The organism is Mycobacterium innocens (genome assembly GCF_900566055.1).
Taxonomy (GTDB): domain Bacteria; phylum Actinomycetota; class Actinomycetes; order Mycobacteriales; family Mycobacteriaceae; genus Mycobacterium; species Mycobacterium innocens.
In genome coordinates, this window is sequence record NZ_UPHQ01000056.1 from 15229 (window position 1) to 32361 (window position 17133).

A 17133-nucleotide genomic window follows, 5' to 3' on the forward strand; every position below is an offset into this window, starting at 1 on the left:
AGGAGACGATGACCAGACCGGCATCGCATCGGATGGGCGGACACGAGGAGGCATGGTGATCGAGCGCCTGCAGGGCTTTCCCGACGACGTCGCCGCGTTCGCCTTCCATGGGCACGTCACGAAAACCGACTACGACACCGTACTGGTGCCCGACTTCGAAGACCGGCTGGCCCGCCATCAGTAAGGTGCGGATCTATTGTGAAATACCGCCTGATTTCCAGAAATTCGATCCCGGTGCGGTCTGGGAGGATTCGAAGTTCGGTTTCGGCCACTTCTTCGACTGGGAACGCGCCGCCTCGGTCACCGACGTGGAATGGATGGCGCATGTGGCGAAATTCAGCCAGTTCTTCGGCTTTCTGTGGCCCGGCGAGTACCGTGCATTCTCGAACGCCGATGTCGACGAAGCGCGCAAGTGGATCGCCGAATCGCACGAGTGACTGCGGTTCGCCCGATCTTGTCCGCTGCGCTCGCGGCCGCAGCGCTCGCCGCTACGCCGCCCGCGAACGCGGACAACAAGCGGCTCAACGACGGTGTCGTCGCGAACGTCTACACCGTGCAGCACAACGCCGGCTGCACCAACGATGTGCGGATCAACCTGCAGCTGCAACTCGCAGCGCAATGGCACACCGTCGACGTGCTCAACAACCGCGCCCTCGACGGTGACCTCGGCTCTGATGGCTCGACCGTGCAGGACCGCGCGACCGCCGCGGGCTATCGCGGCAGCGTCGCCGAGACGGTGGCTATCAACCCGGCCCTGGCGATCAGCGGCATCGAGGTGATCAACCAGTGGTACTACAACCCCGCATACCTGGCGATCATGCAGAACTGCGCCTATACGCAGATGGGCGTGTGGTCGGAGAACAGCTTGGACCGCAGCGTGGTCGTCGCCGTGTACGGCGCACCGGCCGATCACTCGGCGTCAAAGGGCTCGGCCTGACAATGGCCGCCGTCGGGTCGGTCGTCGTGGTGTCCACCGGCTCGCCCGCGGCCCACGCCGACGCGGTGGCCTACCTGGTCAACGCGACAGTGCGTCCGGGCTATAACTTTCCCGACGCCGCGGCCGCGCTCGCGTATGGGAACGGCATCTGTGAGAAGGTGCGGTCCGGCGAGCGCTACCCACAGATCATGAGTGAGGTCAAAAGCGACTTCGACACCTCCGACGAGCATCAGGCCTCCTATCTGATCAGCCAGGCGGTCGGCGAATTGTGCCCGGCCCAGATCTGGCAGTTGCGGCAATCGGCCGGCGGATACATTCCACCGGCAGGTTCGTGAGGATGTCCGGTGCTCAAGCTGCAGAGGACCTTCGTCTACGCAGTCCTGACAAACGACTCTTCCTAGAAGTGCGAGGTTGCGACCATAGTCCCTTCAAGAACGCAGCAACACACTCGAGCGCAATAGAGCGCAACAGGAAAGGGAAGCCGCGCCGATGGTTTCATCCGACACCGTCACCAAGCCGCTGCGTTCCGTCGGCGAATTCTTCGCCATGTCGCTGGACACCTTCGTTGCGATGTTCAAACTGCCCTTCCCGTGGCGGGAGTTTCTGCTGCAAAGCTGGTTCGTGGCACGGGTTTCCATCGTTCCGACGGTGTTGCTGGCGATTCCGTTCACCGTTCTGGTGGTATTCACCCTCAACATCCTGTTGGTGGAGTTCGGCGCCGCCGATTTCTCCGGCACCGGCGCAGCCACCGCCTCGGTCACCCAGATCGGGCCGATCGTGACGGTGCTCGTCGTCGCCGGCACCGGAGCCACCGCCATGTGCGCCGATTTGGGCGCCCGGACCATCCACGAGGAACTCGACGCGTTGCGGGTGATGGGCGTCGACCCGATTCGCCGGCTGGCAGCGCCCCGCGTGCTGGCGGCCACCGTCGTCGCGGTGTCGTTGGTGTCCCTGGTGACCCTGGTCGGCCTCGCCGGCTCGTTCGTGTTTTCGGTGTTCGTCCAGCACGTCACGCCGGGTGCGTTCGCCGCGGGCCTGACGCTGATCACCCACCTTCCTGAATTGATCCTGGGCCTGGTCAAGGGCGCGCTGTTCGGCATGGCCGCAGCCCTGATCGCCTGCTACAAAGGCATTTCCGTCGGCGGCGGCCCGCAGGGTGTCGGCAATGCCGTCAACGAGACGGTTGTCTACTCCTTCATCGCGTTGTTCGTGATCAACATCGTCGCGACGGCCATCTTCTACGTAGGCCCGCAATGAGCGCCAACCCCCCGGTCGAGCGGCTCGCCTGGATCGGTCACCGGGCGAGTGGCTTGGTGGCCGGCTGGAATCGCATCGGCTCCCAGGTGGCCTTCTACGGCCGGACGATCGCCGAAATGCGAACGGCGTTCGGCCATTACGGCCGCGAGATCATCCGACTGATCGCCCAGATGAGCCTGGGCACCGGCGCGCTGGCAGTGATCGGCGGCACGGTGGTCATCGTCGGCTTCCTGACCTTGTCGACCGGTGCCGTCATCGCCGTGCAGGGCTACAACCAGCTGTCCGGCATCGGGGTGGAGGCCATGACCGGCTTTATCTCCGCCTACGTCAACGTGCGCATCATCTCGCCGGCGGTCGCCGGTGTCGGATTGGCGGCCACCATCGGCGCCGGTGCCACTGCGCAGCTGGGCGCAATGCGCATCGCCGAGGAGATCGACGCGCTCGAGGTGATGGCCGTCCGGTCGGTGGCCTACCTGGTCTCCACCCGGGTGGTAGCCGGTGTGGTCGTGGTCATCCCGCTGTATTGCATAGCGGTGGTATGTGCTTTCCAGGCAGCCCGGTTCGGCACGACCGGGGTTTACGGTCAGTCCACCGGCGTCTACGACCATTACTTCCGTACCTTTCTCAATTCGACGGACCTGCTCTGGTCGTTCCTCACGGTGATCACCGCGGCCATCGCCATCATGCTGGTACACACCTATTACGGCTACACCGCTCAGGGCGGGCCCGCCGGAGTGGGCGCGGCGGTCGGCCACTCGGTGCGCACCTCGCTCATCGTGTTGACGCTGGTCGTGCTGGCGATCTCGCTATCCGTGCACGGGCAGTCCGGCCATTTCAATCTGTCGGGATAGCCGGGTAGCCAGGGGAGCCGGGGCCATGTCGGAATCACGTTCGCAGCGAACGCATCCCGGGTGGTGGACGCTCGTGCTGGTGATCGCCGTCATCGGCGCCGTCGCGCTGACCGCTGCGCTGTTCTCCGGTTCGTTCAAGTCATCGGTTGTGGTGACGGTGCTATCCGACCGGGCCGGCCTGGTGATGGATCGCGGCGGCAAGGTCAAGCTGCGCGGAGTGCAGGTGGGCCGCGTCAGCGAGATCACCGCCGGCAAAGACTACGTGATCTTGACGTTGGCCATCCAACCGGATCAGATCAGATACATCCCGGCCAACGTGCAGGCCCGGATCCGGGCCACCACCTTGTTCAGCGCCAAGTACGTCGACCTGGTGTACCCGCGCTACCCCAGCCCGCAGCGTCTGGCCGCCGGGACGGTGCTTCGGGCCGAGAATGTCGGCACCGAGGTCAACACGATGTTCGCCAACCTGGTCAAGGTGCTCAACCAGATCGACCCGGCGAAGCTGCAGGGGGTGCTGTCCGCGCTGGCCGAAGGTCTGCGCGGGCACGGTGCGACGGTAGGTCAGAGCATCACCGACGCCAACCAGGTGCTGCTCGCGATCAATCCGCGCGCCGAAACGGTCCGGGCGGACACGCAGGCGGTCACCCGTCTCAGCGACACCTATGGTGCTGCGGCACAAGACATCCTGAAGGTCCTCGACGCGGCCGGCGTCACCAGCGCCACCATTGCCGGGGAGGCGCCGGCGCTGGATTCGCTGCTCGCGGAGATGATCGGCCTGTCGCGCAGCGGTATTGCGCTGCTGGGTGCGAACAAGGACAGGCTGATCACCGCCGTGAACCTGCTCGACCCGACGACCAGCCTGCTGACGAAGTACCACGGGGTTCTGACGTGCATGCTGGTCGGCGCCAAGATCGCCCTCGACACCGGCTATCTGGATGCCACCGGCGGCGCCAATGGCTATTCACTGATCATCGACAGCACTCCGTTGTTCGGCGCCGACCAATACCGCTTTCCGCAGAACCTTCCGATCGTCGGCGCCAAAGGCGGGCCCGGCGGTAAGCCGGGCTGCGGATCGCTGCCCGACGTCGCCGCCAACTGGCCGCTGCGCCAACTGATTACCAACACCGGCTGGGGAACGGGGCTCGATATCCGGCCCAACCCCGGAATCGCTTTCCCGGGATACGCCGACTACCTCCCGGTCACCCGGGGACAGCCTGAACCACCCAGCGTCCGCTATCCGGGCGGGCCGGCCCCCGGCCCCATCCCGTACCCGGGTGCGCCGCCCTACGGCGCTCCGCAGTACGCACCGGACGGAACCCCGCTGTACCCGGGCCTGCCGCCGGCGCCGCCGCCCGGCGCTCCGCGCGAACCAGGGCCGCCGCCACCGGGATCCGAGCCGTTCGTCGTCCCGGCGCCGGCGCAGCTGCAGCCGACACCGGCCCCGCCGCTCCCTCGAGAAGCGACACCGTCGCCGTGACGCCGGAGGAGAAGCCAACGCGATGAGAGAGAACCTGGGCAGTGCCATCTGGCGGCTGGCGATCTTCATGGTCGTGTGCACGCTGGGGCTGATCGCGATGTTGGCGATCTTCGCCGACCTGCGCTTCGGGGACGAAAAGCCGTACCGGGCGCACTTCAGCAACGTGTCGGGACTGGAGAGCGGCAACTTCGTCCGCATCGCCGGCGTGGAAGTCGGCCAGGTCAAACGCATCTCGATCCAGGACGACGGAACCGCGATCGTCGAGTTCGGCACAGACAACTCCGTGGTCCTGACCGAGGGCACCAAAGCGGTCATCCGCTACCAGAACCTGATCGGCGGCCGCTATCTGGCGCTCGAGGAAGGGAGCGGCGGCAGCAGACAACTGCGGCCCAGTGACATGATTCCGCTGGCGCAGACATCGCCGGCGTTGGACTTGGACGCGCTGATCGGCGGCTTCCGGCCGTTGTTCCACGCGCTGGATCCCGATCAGATCAACGCCTTGTCGACCGAGCTGATCAAGGCATTCCAGGGTGAGGGCGCGACGATCAGTTCGTTCCTGGCGCGAACGGCGGCGCTGACCAACACGCTGGCGGACCGCGGTCAGCTGATCGGGCAGGTCATCGTCAACCTGAACACCGTGCTGGGCTCACTGGGTGACCAAAGTTCCCAATTCGCCAAGGCGGTCGATTCAATGTCCCAGTTGCTGTCCACCCTGGCCGACAACAAGCAGGAGATCAGCACCGGTATCGGCTACGCCAACGCGGCCGCCGGATCGATCGCCGATCTGCTCGCGCAAGGCCGCGCGCCGCTGGCCGACATCATTCACCAGTCGGAGCGGATCGCGGACGTCATACTGGCCGACCGCGACTATTTCGACGATCTGCTCAACACGCTGCCGGACGCCTACCAGATGCTGAATCGGCAAGGCCTCTACGGCGACTTCTTCAGCTTCTACATGTGCGACCTGCTCTTGAAGCTGAACGGCAAAGGCGGCCAACCGATTTACGTCAAGGTGATCGGCCAGCCCTCGGGAAGGTGCACGCCGCGATGAAATCGTTCTCCGAACGCAATCCCCTCGTCGTCGGCGTGGTCGGCCTGGTGGTGGTGGCCGCGGCGGTGCTGGCCGCGCTGACCTACAGCAGGTTGCCGTTCGTCAAGGCCGGCAGGGACTACTCGGCCTACTTCGCCGAGGCGGGCAGCCTGCAGACCGGCACCACGGTGCAGGTTTCGGGACTCAAGGCGGGCAAGGTCAACAGCATCGCGCTGGACGGACCCAAAGTGCTGGTCCGCTTCGAGGTCGACAAGCATATCCGGCTCGGCGACCGCACCGAGGCCGCAATCAAGACGAAAAGCGTGCTCGGCGCCAGGATCCTGGAAATCACACCCCGCGGAGAGGGCAGGCTAAGCGGGCCGATTCCGCTCGAGCGCACGACGTCGCCCTATCAGCTGCCCGACGCGCTCGGCGATCTCGGCGCCACCATCAGCGGGCTGGACACCGACAAGCTGTCGGAATCACTGGCCGTGCTGGCGGACACCTTCTCCGGTACCGCACCCGACCTGAGAATTGCGCTGGCCGGTGTGGCGCGGTTCTCCCAGACGCTCAACGAGCGCGACGCTCAACTGCGAAATCTGTTGGCCAACGCCAACAAAGCCGCGACGGTGTTGTCGGAGCGCAGCGAGCAGATCGCCCGGCTGGTCGCCGACAGCAACGCCATGCTTGCCCAGCTGGAAAGCCAAAGCCGCGCGCTGGATGCGATCTCCGGCAACATCTCGGCGATCAGCCGGCAAATCAAGGGCTTTATCGCCGATCACCGGCAGACCCTCAACCCGATCCTGGACAAGCTCGACCGGGTCCTGACGATCGTCGACAACCGCAAGCAGCGAATCCAGCTGGCAATCAAGAAGTTCAACGATTACGCGCTGTCACTGGGTGAGTCGATGTCCACCGGTCCGTGGTTCAACTTCTACATCACCAACCTGATTCCCGGTCAGTTCATCCAGCCGTTCGTCGACGCCGCGTTCTCCGATCTCGGTCTGGATCCCAATGTGCTGCTGCCGTCGCAGCTCACCGATCCGCAGCTCGGTCAGCCGGGCACACCCGCGCTGCCGGTGCCGTTCCCGCGCACCGGTCAGGGCGGGGAGCCGCGGCTGAACCTTCCGGACGCGATCACCGGTAATCCCGGCGATCCCCGCTATCCGTACCGCGAGCCGCCGCCGGGGCCGCCGCCGGGCGGGCCACCGCCGGGACCGCCGGCGCTGGCCCCCGGAGAGACGGCCCCGCCGCCGCCGCCGACGCGGCCGCCGGTGTACGTTCCCGCGCCCGGCGAACCGTCCCGGCCCGCGAAACCCGGTCAGCAAGCGGGCCAATGATGAACCGCGCCGTGAACCGCCGCAATGCCCGCATCGGCGTGGCCGCCCTGCTCGTGCTCACCTCCATCGCCGGGGTTGTGGTGGCATGGCAGGCCGCGGCCGCGACCCGCAAAACGACGGTTGTCGGCTACTTCAAGAACAGCAACGGCATTTTCGTCGGCGACGAAGTGCGCATCCTCGGGGTGCCTGTCGGCGCGATCGACAAGATCGAGCCGCAACCCGAGCGGGTCAAGATCACCTTCTCCTACGACGCCAAATACCAAGTTCCCGCCAATGTCAAGGCGGTGATCCTGTCCCCGTCGCTGGTAACCGCGCGCGTTATTCAGCTGACACCGGCTTACACCGACGGGCCGCGGCTGCCCGACCACGCGGTGATCCCGCTGGAGCGCACCGCTGTCCCGGTGGAGTGGGACGACCTACGTCAGGACCTGGCGAAGCTCACCCAGATGCTGCAACCGAGCCAACCCGGCGGGGTGAGCGCGATGGGAGCGTTGCTGAACACCGCCGCCGACAACCTGCGGGGCCAGGGAGCGACCATCAGGGACACCATTGTCAAACTGTCCCAGGCGGTTTCGGCACTCGGCGACCACAGCAACGATATCTTCAGCACGGTGAAGAACCTGTCGATTCTGGTGTCGGCGCTGCAAAGCAGCACCGACCTGATGCGTCAGCTGAACCAGAACCTGGCCACAGTGACCGGGCTGCTGACCAACGACCCCGATGAGGTTGCCAACGCGGTCGCGGCGCTGGCCGACATCGTCGGCGACGTCCGCGGCTTCGTGGCCGAAAACCGGGAGGCGCTGGGCGAAACGTCGGACAAGCTGGCGTCGGTGTCCACGGCGCTGAACGACAGCCTCGACGACATCAAGCAGGCACTGCACATCGCCCCGACCGAGTTGCAGAACTTCATGAACATCTACCAGCCGGCGCAGGGCACCCTCAGCGGTGCGCCGGCCTTCAACAACTTCGCGAACCCGATTGCCTTCTTGTGCGGGGCGATCCAAGCAGCGTCGCGGCTGGGTTACGAACAGTCGGCGAAGCTGTGCGTCCAATATCTGGCGCCGATCATCAAGAGCCGGCAATACAACTTCCCCCCGTTGGGGGAGAACTTGATCGTCGGTGCGGTGGCGCGGCCCAACGAGGTCACCTACAGCGAGGACTGGATGCGGCCGGACTATGTTCCCCCGCCTTCCAATTCGGCTGCGGCCGTTGATAGTCCATCGTTACCGGCCGAGGTTCATCCGACCGATCCCGCCGCCGGGCTGCGCGGCTTGCTGCTGCCCTTCGAAGGAGGCTCCTGATGGGTGCGGTGCGGCGTTTCGGCGCGGTGTGCGCGCTGGCGGTGCTGGCTGTGACCGGCCTGGCCGGCTGTGGTTGGCGAGGCCTCAACTCGATCCCGTTGCCGGGCACCGCGGGCCGCGGCCCCGGCTCGTTCACCATTCAGGCGCAATTGCCGGACGTGGGCACCCTGGAGCAGAACTCCCGCGTGCAGGTCGGCGACGTCACGGTGGGCAACGTCGCCAAGATCGAGCGGCAGGGCTGGCATGCGCTGCTGACCATCCGGCTCGACGGCGACGTCGACCTGCCGGCCAACGCGACCGCCACCCTCGGCCAAACCAGCCTGCTCGGTTCACTGCACATCGAACTGGCCCCGCCCACCGACGTCGCGCCCCAGGGCAAGTTGACGCAGGGATCACTGATCCCGCTGTCGTCGGCCGGCAGCTACCCGTCGACCGAGCAGACCCTGGCCGCGGTCTCGCTGCTGCTCAATGGTGGTGGTATCGGCCAGATTCAGGACATCACCGAAGCATTGAGCGTCGCGCTGGCCGGACGGGCCGCCGACCTGCGTAGCCTGATCCAACAGGTGGACCGGTATGTCGGCCTGGTCGGTGACCAGACCGGCGACATCATCGCCGCGGCCGAAAGTCTGAACAACGTGGTCGGCCAGTTGGCGAAGGAACAGCCGGTGGTGGATCGCGCGCTGCGGACCATCCCGGACGCGCTTCGGACGCTGGCGGACGAACGGCAGCAGCTGGTCGATGCGCTCGATCAATTCGCCAAGTTCAGTGCGCTGGCCGCGGACTCCGCCAACCAGACCAAGGACGCTTTGGTCAAGCAGCTGAAAGATCTTGGGCCGGTGGTGGAATCGCTGGCCAATGCCGGTCCGGCACTGACCCGGTCGTTGAGCTTGCTCACCACCTATCCGTTTCCCAAGGACACGATCAGCAACTGGGCCCGCGGGGACTACGCCAACCTGACGGCCATCATCGACCTGACGCTGAGCCGGCTCGACGCCTCGTTTCTCACCGGCACCCGGTGGGAGGGCAACCTGACCGAGCTGGAGCTGCAGTGGGGCCGCACCATCGGCCAGATGCCGAGTCCTTACACCGCCGGAAATCCGCTTGTCGCTCCGTACCATTGGGATCAGGGGCGTTGACATGCCGCCGTTGTCGAGACGAATCCTCGTCCAGCTGGCCATCTTCGTGATCGTCGCGCTCGTCGGCGGAGGGGTGATGATCTTCGACTACATCCAGCTGCCGGCGATGTTCGGTATCGGGCGCTACCGGGTCACCGTGCAGCTGCCGCAAGCCGCCGGCCTGTACCCCAGCGGTAACGTCACCTATCGCGGAACCGAAGTCGGCAGGGTCGAAAGCGTGCGGCTCACTGATACCGGTGTCGCGGCGGTGCTTTCACTCAAGTCGGGTGTCGACATCCCCTCCGATGTCGACGCCCAGGTGCACAGCCAGTCGGCGGTGGGTGAGCAGTACGTCACGCTGCTGCCGCGCCGGGAGTCCCCACCGCTCAAGGACGGGGATGTGATTCCGGCCGAACGCGTTTCGGTGCCGCCGGATCTGGACACGCTGCTGGATACGGTGAACCGGGGCATGGAGTCGATCCCGCGCGACAGCCTGAAGACGACGGTCGACGAGGCCTATACCGCGGTGGGCGGCCTCGGGCCGGATATCGCCCGGCTGGTCACCGGAGCCGGTTCGCTGTCCATCGAAGCGCGCCGGAACCTGGGTCCGTTGCTCACCCTGATCGACCAGTCCAAGCCGGTGCTGGATGCGCAGGCCGACTCGCCGGATGCGGTACAACGGTGGGCCGCGCATCTGGCCGACCTCAGCCGGGGGCTGCAGCGCAACGACACCGCCGTCCGGACCGTGCTGCAACAAGCGGGCCCGGCCGCCGCGGAAGTCCGGCAGTTGTTCGACCGGGTCAACCCGACCCTACCGGTGCTGCTGTCCAACCTGATCGGCGTCGGTCAGGTGGCGGTCACCTATCACCCTGGCATCGAGCAGTTGCTGGTGCTGCTGCCCCAGGCGGTGGCCACCATCCAGGCGATCGGCGTGCCCAACCGCAACACCAAGCAGGGTTACAAGGGCGTCTTCCTCAGCTTCAACATGCGACTTAACCTGCCGCCGTCGTGCACCACCGGCTACCTGCCGGCCCAGCAGCGCCGCGTGCCGTCCTGGGAGGACTACCCCGACCGCCCGGCCGGGGACCTGTATTGCCGGGTGCCGCAGGACTCGCCGAACAACGTTCGCGGCGTTCGCAATACGCCGTGCGTCGGCCAGCCCGGCAAACGTGCGCCGACGGTCGCGATGTGTGAGAGCGGCGAAAGCTATGTTCCGCTCAACGACGGCTACAACTGGAAGGGCGACCCGAACGCCACGCTGTCGGGCCAGCCCGTTCCGCAGCTGCCCCCCGGCACACCGCCCGCACCGGGCGCCGCGGCGCCGGGAACGCCGCCCGCACCACCGTTTCCGATAGCTGCCGCCGAATACGACCCGGCGACCGGTACCTACCTCGGCCCGGACGGGCAGGTCTACACCCAATCCGATCTGGCTGCGGCCGGCGGGAAGGAGCGCACATGGCAGTCGATGTTGCTGCCCCCGAATTGAGCGAGTCGGCCGAGGCGCCGCCCAGCGGTCGGGGCACCGCTCGACCGGCGGTGCTGGCCATGGTGGTGGTGGTGCTTGGGTTGGCCGCGCTGGTTGCTTTCCTTGGATTCCGGGTCCATCAGTCGCAGCAGACCGAGCAGCAGAGCAGGCTCTTTCTGCAGGCCGGTCGCCAAGGGGCGCTGAACCTCACCACCATCGACTTCCACCAGGCCAACGCCGACGTGCAACGCATCCTGGATGGGGCAACGGGCCAGCTCTACGACAACTTCGCCAAGCGATCGCAGCCGTACATCGACGTCGTGGTGCGGACCCAGTCGAAATCGGTCGGCACGGTGACGGAAGCTGCGCTGGAATCGCAGTCCGGGGACCAGGCGCAGGTGCTGGTTGCCGTGACCGTGAAAACGTCGAACATCTATGCGGACCAAGAGGAATCGCGAGCATGGCGGATGCGGCTGGGGGTGCGCCGGGTGGGCGCGCAGGCCAAGGTCTCCAACGTGGAGTTCGTGCCGTGAGTACGCCACCGCCGGTAACCGCCGAATCCGATACCGCGACCACCACCGACGCCGCCGCCGATGCTCACCGCCGAATCCGGTGGCCGCGGCTGCTGGCCTACGGTGTGCTGCCGGGCCTGGCGTTAGCGCTCGCGCTGGCGGCCGGTTTCCTGAAGTGGCACTGCTCGTCGGCGCCGGACGGCACCGGCCGCATCGAGGTGATCCAGGCGGCGCGGGCGGCGACGGTCGAGTTGCTGTCCTACCGGCCCGACACGGCCGAGCGCGACCTGGGTGCCGCACGTGACCGGCTGACCGGCCACTTCAAAGACGAATACACGTCGCTGACCCGTGACGTGGTCATCCCCGGCGCCAAGCGGAAACAGATTTCGGCGGTTGCCACCGTACCGGCCGCGGCGGCGGTGTCGGCCCAGCCGAACCACGGGGTGGTGCTGCTGTTCGTCAACCAGACCACGATTGTGGGCACCGAAGCGCCCACCTACACCGCGTCCAGCGTCCGGGTGACCTTGGACAAGGTCGACGGGCGCTGGCTGATCTCCGGGTTCGATCCGGTCTGAGGTCAATGCTTCCGAGCGCCAAGGGGTTTCGTGGCAGACCCGGGCAGCTCGTTCCATCTTCGTTGCAGCTCGCGTTCCGCGGCCGTCGGAATGAGGCCGGCGGGCGCGAACAGCTTCGACGGCACCGGCTCATCCTCGGCCAACGGCCGGCCCGCCCCACGAATTGTCTTGAGCGCCACGATAACCCCGGTGACAAACACCACGACTACGACTGTCGCGAAGACGATCGACAGGGTGCCCTGGACAAAGGTGTTTCTGATGACGTCGTCGAGCTGGTCGGCATTGGCCGCCGAACCGAACGCCGTCTTGCCGGCGTTTCTGGCCGCCAGATACTGGTAGTGCTGAGTCCAGTAGCCGACCGCCGGGTCGGCGGAAAACACCTTCTGCCACGACGCCGTCAGCGTGACCGCCAGATCCCACAGCAACGGCACCCCGGGTATCCAGGCCCACTTCAGGTGGCCCTTCTTGATGACCACGACGGTGATCACCGTCAGCGAGATCGCCGCCAGCAGCTGGTTGGCAATGCCGTAGAGCGGGAACAGCGTGTTGATGCCACCGAGCGGATCGGTGACGCCGAGCAGCAGGATGCTGCCCCAGGCGGCGACCATTGCCAGGCTGCACGCCCAGACGCCCGGGCGCCAGCTGGGATTCTGCAGTTTGCGCAGCGGCCCGCCGAGGTTGCTCAGCGCGTCGGAGACCAGGAAACGCGCGGCGCGGGTGCCGGCGTCGAGGGTGGTCAGGATGAACAGCGCCTCGAACATGATCGCAAAGTGGTACCAGAAGGCCTTGAGGTCCATGCCGCCGAACACCCGGTGCAACATTTCGGACATGCCGAAGGCCAGCGTCGGCGCCCCGCCGGTGCGTGAGACGATCGAGCGCTCGCCCACGCTGGCGGCGGCCTGACTGATCTGGTCCGCGGTAGCCGGGTTCCCTCGCAAGCCCAGCCCGTTGACGTACTCGGCGGCGCTGGCCGCGGTGCCGCCGGTCTGGGCCGCCGGGGCGTTGAGCGCGAAGTACAGATGCTGGTCCAGGATCGACGCGGTGAGCAGCGCGATGACCGCCACGAACGACTCGGTGATCATGCCGCCATAGCCGATCAGTCGCATCTGACCTTCCTTCTCCAGCATTTTCGGCGTCGTTCCCGACGAGATCAGCGCGTGGAATCCGGACAGTGCGCCGCAAGCGATGGTGACGAACAAGAAGGGGAACACCGAACCCGTGAACACCGGCCCGTTGCCGGCGCCGGCGAACCGCGACACGGCCGGAGCCATCATGACCGGCCGAACCACCAGCACCCCGATGGCGAGCAGTGCGATGGTGCCCACCTTCATGAACGTCGACAGGTAATCGCGCGGCGCGAGCAGCAACCACACCGGCAACACCGACGCCGCGAAGCCGTAGCCGATCAGCAACCATGACAGCGTGACCGGCGATAGGCTGAACCACTTTGCACCCCAGGATGTTTCGGCTACCCAATTGCCGCTGACCACGGCGAGCAGCAATAACACCACCCCGATCACCGACACTTCCGTCACCCGCCCCGGCCGCAGGAACCGCAGGTAGCAGCCCATGAACAGGGCGATGGGGATGGTCATGGCAATCGAGAACACACCCCACGGGCTTTGCGCGAGAGCGCGCACCACCACCAGCGCCAGCACCGCGATGACCATGACGATGATGGCCGGAACCCCGATCAGGGCGGCTGCACCGGCGGTCGGGCCGAGTTCGTCGCGAACCATCTGCCCGAGGGAACGGCCGCGGCGCCGAGTGGAGATCCACAACACCAGATAGTCGTGCACGCAGCCGGCGAATACCGCGCCGAGCACGATCCACAGCGTGCTCGGTAAGTAGCCCATCTGGGCGGCCAGCACCGGACCGACCAGCGGCCCGGCCCCGGCGATGGCGGCGAAATGGTGGCCGAACAGTACCCGCCGATCCGTCGGTACGTAGTCCATACCGTCGTGCAGGAGCTCGGCGGGGGTGGCATGATCATCTCGCGGCGCGACGATCTTCGCCTCGATCAACCGGGCATAGAACCGGAACGCGATGACGTAGGTGCAGCCCGCGGCGACCACCAGCCATACGGCGTTGACCGTTTCGCCGCGGACCAACGCGAGGATCGCCCAGGCGACCGCACCGATCACGGCGACGGCGGCGATGAAGATCTTGTGCTTCAGGGTGATCGGGGTGTGGTCGACGACGGCGACGGGAGGCAGGTCGGCGTCGGTGCGGATGTAGCTGACGTCGCCGGCCACCGGCCCTCCCTCAATGGTGCACGCTCGGGTGTTCCCGGTGATCCTTGCATTACCACGGTGCTGTGCGCAGCCCGGCAATAGGCATACCGTTGGTTGATGCCGTTATGGCGATTGCGTGACTACGACGACGACGACCTGGACCAGGCAATCCAGGTGTGGGACCAAAGCCGTACTCCGGGATCGCCGGAACCGGTTTTCACTGTCGCCGAGGTGATGGCGGCCGCTCGGGCGGGCCAGCCCGCGGTCGTCGCCGAGGTCGGTGACGAGGTGGTCGGTATGGCCGTCGCCCGGACCGATGGTGAGCGGGCCTGGATCCTGCTGATCGCGCTGGCGTCACGCTGGCGGCAGCGCGGTATCGGCAGCGCGCTGCTGGCCGATCTGGAGCGCCGGCTGCGGTCGGCCGGGGTGCGCAAGATCTGCACGGTGCTGCCCGCCGGCGCGACGGGATCGGCGGCGCTGGACAACTCCGGCTATACCCGTCGCGACGGTTTGGTGTACTACGAGACGGTCGAACTGCTGCGGCCGGACCAGGCCAATGTGCTCGCCGAGCTGGGCGGGCGGCTGCTGCCGCCGGGGTTGTGGCAGGACCTGGCCGGGATGGAACAGGAGAAACAAATCATCGAGCAGCGGATCATCGCCCCGCTGGCTCACCCCGAGATCGCCGACCGCTACGGCGTGCGCCCACCCAAGGCGGTGATCCTCTTCGGGCCACCGGGGACGGGGAAAACCAGTTTCGCCAAAGGGATTTCGTCGAGGCTGGGCTGGCCCTTCGTCGAGCTGTTCCCGTCGCGGCTGGCCGCCGCGGCGCCGGGCGGTCTGGCGGCATCCCTTCGGGAAGTGTTCGCAGAACTCGACGAACTCGACGAACTGGTGCTGTTCATCGACGAGGTCGAGGAGATCGCGGTGGCGCGCGCCGGTGCCAGCACCGTCGAAACCGGTGTCACCAACGAACTGCTGAAACTCATCCCGTCGTTTCGCGAGCACGACGGGCGGCTGCTGGTCTGCGCCACCAATTCCGTGCACTCGCTGGACTCGGCGCTCCTGCGGCCCGGACGGTTCGACTACGTCATACCGGTCGGCCCGCCGGATCAGCCGGCGCGCCTGGCGGTATGGAAACGCTATCTGGGCCGAGCAAACTCGGGCATCGACATCGACCGGCTGGTCGCGGCCACCGAGCTGTTCACCCCGGCCGACATCGAGTTCGCCGCCCGCAAGGGAGCGCAGGTGGCCTTCGATCGTGAGATGGCGCATGGCCGCGGGGAGCCGGCGACCACCGAGGACTATCTCACCGCGATCGGCGAGGTCCGGCCGACGTTGACGCCGGGGATGCTGGACGAATTCACCGACGACAGGGCGCAATTCGCCAGGCTATAGCCGGGTGAGTGTGAATCTGGCGATGCGTCACCGGCGTGTCGCGTCGCCAGATTCACTGTCGCGCAACCTGGATCAGTACAGCGCGCGCACGGTGTCGATGGTGTCGGCGTCGTCGGGGCCCTTGTCGTCTCGATACCGCAGCACGCGGGCAAAACGCAACGCGACTCCGCCTGGATAACGCGACGACCCCTGCACCCCGTCCACCGCCACCTCGACCACCTGCTCGGGGCGCAGCTGGACGACATAGCCGTCCGTGCCACCGATGGCTAGCTCGGTGAACCGGGCGGTCTGCCAGTCCAGCATGGCGTCGGTCATCCCCTTGAAGGTCTTGCCCACCATGACGTATTTGCCACTGGCCGGATCCCGCGCGCCCAGGTGAATGTTGGACAGCTTTCCGCGACGGCGGCCCGAACCCCACTCCACGGCCAGCACCACCAGATCCAGCGTGTGCACCGGCTTGACCTTGAGCCATCCCGCGCCGCGACGCCCGGCCTGGTACGGCGCTCCCGGCGCCTTGGCCATCACGCCTTCATGACCGGCGGCCAAAGTCGCGTCCAGAAAGGCGGCCGCGGCAGCCGCATCGGAGGTGATCAGCCGGTCCACCCGGTGTCTGACGGGCACGACGGCGTCCAGGACGGCCAGCCGTTCGGTGGTCGGCGCGTCGAGCAGGTCGTCGCCGTCATGATGCAAGATGTCGAAGAAAAACACCGAAAGCGGCTGTGTTGCACGGGCGGCCGCTACATCGACCGATCGGCCGAACCGGGACGCGGTGACCTGGAAGCGATGCGGACGGTGGTCGGGTCGCAACGCGATCGTCTCACCGTCGGCGACCAGCTCGCGCACCGGCAGCGCCAGCGTTGCCTCCACGACCTCCGGCAGCCGGGCGGTGACGTCGTCGAGGCTTCGGGTGTAGACGGTGACGTCGTCGCCGGCGCGGTGAATCTGTACTCGGGCGCCGTCCAGCTTTGCCTCGAATATCGTTGTGCCGTCATGACGTTCGAGCGCGTCGGTCACACCGGTCGCGGTCTGCGCCAGCATCGGGCCCACCGGCCGGCCCACCCGTAGGGTGAAGGCGTCCAGCGCCGCCGCCCCGCCGGTCAGGCCCGCGGCGGCGACCGCCGGCAGATCACCGCCCAGCATGGCGGCGCGCTGCACTGCGCTGGCGGGGATTGCGGCCGCTTTGGCGACGGCGTCGGTCATGATCCCGGTCAGCGCACCCTGGCGCAGCTCACCGCTGAGCAGCCGCAGCAGCAAGGTCTGCTCGGATTCGGTTGCCGCCGAGAACAACTCGGAGACCAGCTGTGCGCGGCGCGCCTGCGAGCCGCTGCCCGAGGTGGCGCCGATCTCGGAGAAAGCCGCGTCGACGCCCGCGACGGTCAGCGTCGCATGCCCAGCCGGCGGCGGAAGCGCCCGCAACGACGCCCAGCCGACGCCGATGTGGCGCTGTGGCAGTTCCCCGGAGAGCCACGCCACGATGGTCGCCACCAGCTCGGGGTCGGGTGCGGCGCGGCGAAGCAGGTCGGCGATGCGTTCGATCTTGCTCAGCCGCGACGAGGTGGCGCCCACGTCAAGTGAGGTAGTGGCCACGTCGAGAAGGAGCACGCTTCAGCTTGGCATGACTCGCCGACAACCGTTCCGGGCCGA

The 17133-nt window shown here is 66.8% G+C and carries 16 protein-coding genes and 1 pseudogene; 15 read left to right on the top strand and 2 right to left on the bottom strand.

Going from position 1 to position 17133, the window contains the following annotated elements; all coding sequences use genetic code 11:
* Positions 1-55: 55 nt before the first annotated feature.
* The 14 genes and pseudogenes from EET03_RS32330 to EET03_RS07075 all read left to right on the top strand — a co-directional run bounded on the left by EET03_RS32330 (position 56) and on the right by EET03_RS07075 (position 11860).
* Positions 56-184, top strand: coding sequence for a hypothetical protein (locus EET03_RS32330; RefSeq protein ID WP_279637627.1), 129 nt, complete (start codon positions 56-58; stop codon positions 182-184).
* Position 185: 1 nt separating this feature from the next.
* Positions 186-437 (top strand): SpoIIAA family protein, encoded by a 252-nt coding sequence (locus EET03_RS07015; RefSeq protein WP_244232268.1) that lies wholly within the window; start codon positions 186-188, stop codon positions 435-437.
* Positions 425-919, top strand: a pseudogene (locus EET03_RS07020) (CAP domain-containing protein); the annotation flags it as partial. The gene EET03_RS07015 and the pseudogene EET03_RS07020, both read left to right, overlap by 13 nt.
* A gap of 20 nt (positions 920-939) precedes the next feature.
* Positions 940-1272: a DUF732 domain-containing protein gene (locus tag EET03_RS07025; protein ID WP_075543429.1), complete on the top strand. Its 333-nt coding sequence runs from the start codon at positions 940-942 to the stop codon at positions 1270-1272.
* Positions 1273-1426: 154 nt separating this feature from the next.
* On the top strand, positions 1427-2194 hold the full coding sequence (locus EET03_RS07030; RefSeq protein WP_075543428.1) for an MlaE family ABC transporter permease: 768 nt from the start codon (positions 1427-1429) through the stop codon (positions 2192-2194).
* Positions 2191-3045 carry an ABC transporter permease gene (locus tag EET03_RS07035; RefSeq protein ID WP_075543427.1) on the top strand — a complete coding sequence of 285 codons (855 nt, stop codon included), beginning with the start codon at positions 2191-2193 and terminating at the stop codon, positions 3043-3045. The genes EET03_RS07030 and EET03_RS07035 overlap by 4 nt, the downstream gene beginning before the upstream one ends.
* Before the next feature lie 25 nt (positions 3046-3070).
* The gene (locus EET03_RS07040; protein ID WP_075543426.1) at positions 3071-4522 is read left to right on the top strand and encodes an MCE family protein; all 1452 of its coding nucleotides are present in this window, start codon (positions 3071-3073) and stop codon (positions 4520-4522) included.
* A gap of 22 nt (positions 4523-4544) precedes the next feature.
* Entirely contained in the window at positions 4545-5573 is a 1029-nt protein-coding gene (locus EET03_RS07045; protein ID WP_075543425.1) for an MCE family protein, read from the top strand.
* On the top strand, positions 5570-6892 hold the full coding sequence (locus tag EET03_RS07050; RefSeq protein ID WP_075543445.1) for an MCE family protein: 1323 nt from the start codon (positions 5570-5572) through the stop codon (positions 6890-6892). Before EET03_RS07045 ends, EET03_RS07050 begins: the two co-directional genes overlap by 4 nt.
* A complete protein-coding gene (locus EET03_RS07055; protein ID WP_075543444.1) occupies positions 6892-8193 on the top strand; it encodes a virulence factor Mce family protein in 1302 nt (433 codons plus the stop codon). The genes EET03_RS07050 and EET03_RS07055 overlap by 1 nt, the downstream gene beginning before the upstream one ends.
* Entirely contained in the window at positions 8193-9329 is a 1137-nt protein-coding gene (locus EET03_RS07060; RefSeq protein ID WP_075543424.1) for an MCE family protein, read from the top strand. Before EET03_RS07055 ends, EET03_RS07060 begins: the two co-directional genes overlap by 1 nt.
* Before the next feature lies 1 nt (position 9330).
* Positions 9331-10794 carry an MCE family protein gene (locus EET03_RS07065; protein WP_075543423.1) on the top strand — a complete coding sequence of 488 codons (1464 nt, stop codon included), beginning with the start codon at positions 9331-9333 and terminating at the stop codon, positions 10792-10794.
* Entirely contained in the window at positions 10764-11306 is a 543-nt protein-coding gene (locus EET03_RS07070) for a mammalian cell entry protein (protein ID WP_075543422.1), read from the top strand. Before EET03_RS07065 ends, EET03_RS07070 begins: the two co-directional genes overlap by 31 nt.
* Positions 11303-11860 (top strand): hypothetical protein, encoded by a 558-nt coding sequence (locus EET03_RS07075; protein ID WP_075543421.1) that lies wholly within the window; start codon positions 11303-11305, stop codon positions 11858-11860. The genes EET03_RS07070 and EET03_RS07075 overlap by 4 nt, the downstream gene beginning before the upstream one ends.
* 2 nt (positions 11861-11862) lie before the next feature.
* Here EET03_RS07075 and EET03_RS07080 read toward each other — a convergent pair whose 3' ends face one another.
* Entirely contained in the window at positions 11863-14115 is a 2253-nt protein-coding gene (locus tag EET03_RS07080) for a carbon starvation CstA family protein (RefSeq protein WP_244232269.1), read from the bottom strand.
* Between the two features lie 96 nt (positions 14116-14211).
* Between EET03_RS07080 and EET03_RS07085 the strand changes: the two genes are divergently transcribed.
* Positions 14212-15489 (top strand): ATP-binding protein, encoded by a 1278-nt coding sequence (locus EET03_RS07085; RefSeq protein ID WP_075543420.1) that lies wholly within the window; start codon positions 14212-14214, stop codon positions 15487-15489.
* A gap of 72 nt (positions 15490-15561) precedes the next feature.
* Here EET03_RS07085 and EET03_RS07090 read toward each other — a convergent pair whose 3' ends face one another.
* Positions 15562-17091 carry an ATP-dependent DNA ligase gene (locus EET03_RS07090; protein ID WP_075543419.1) on the bottom strand — a complete coding sequence of 510 codons (1530 nt, stop codon included), beginning with the start codon at positions 17089-17091 and terminating at the stop codon, positions 15562-15564.
* Positions 17092-17133 lie beyond the last annotated feature (42 nt).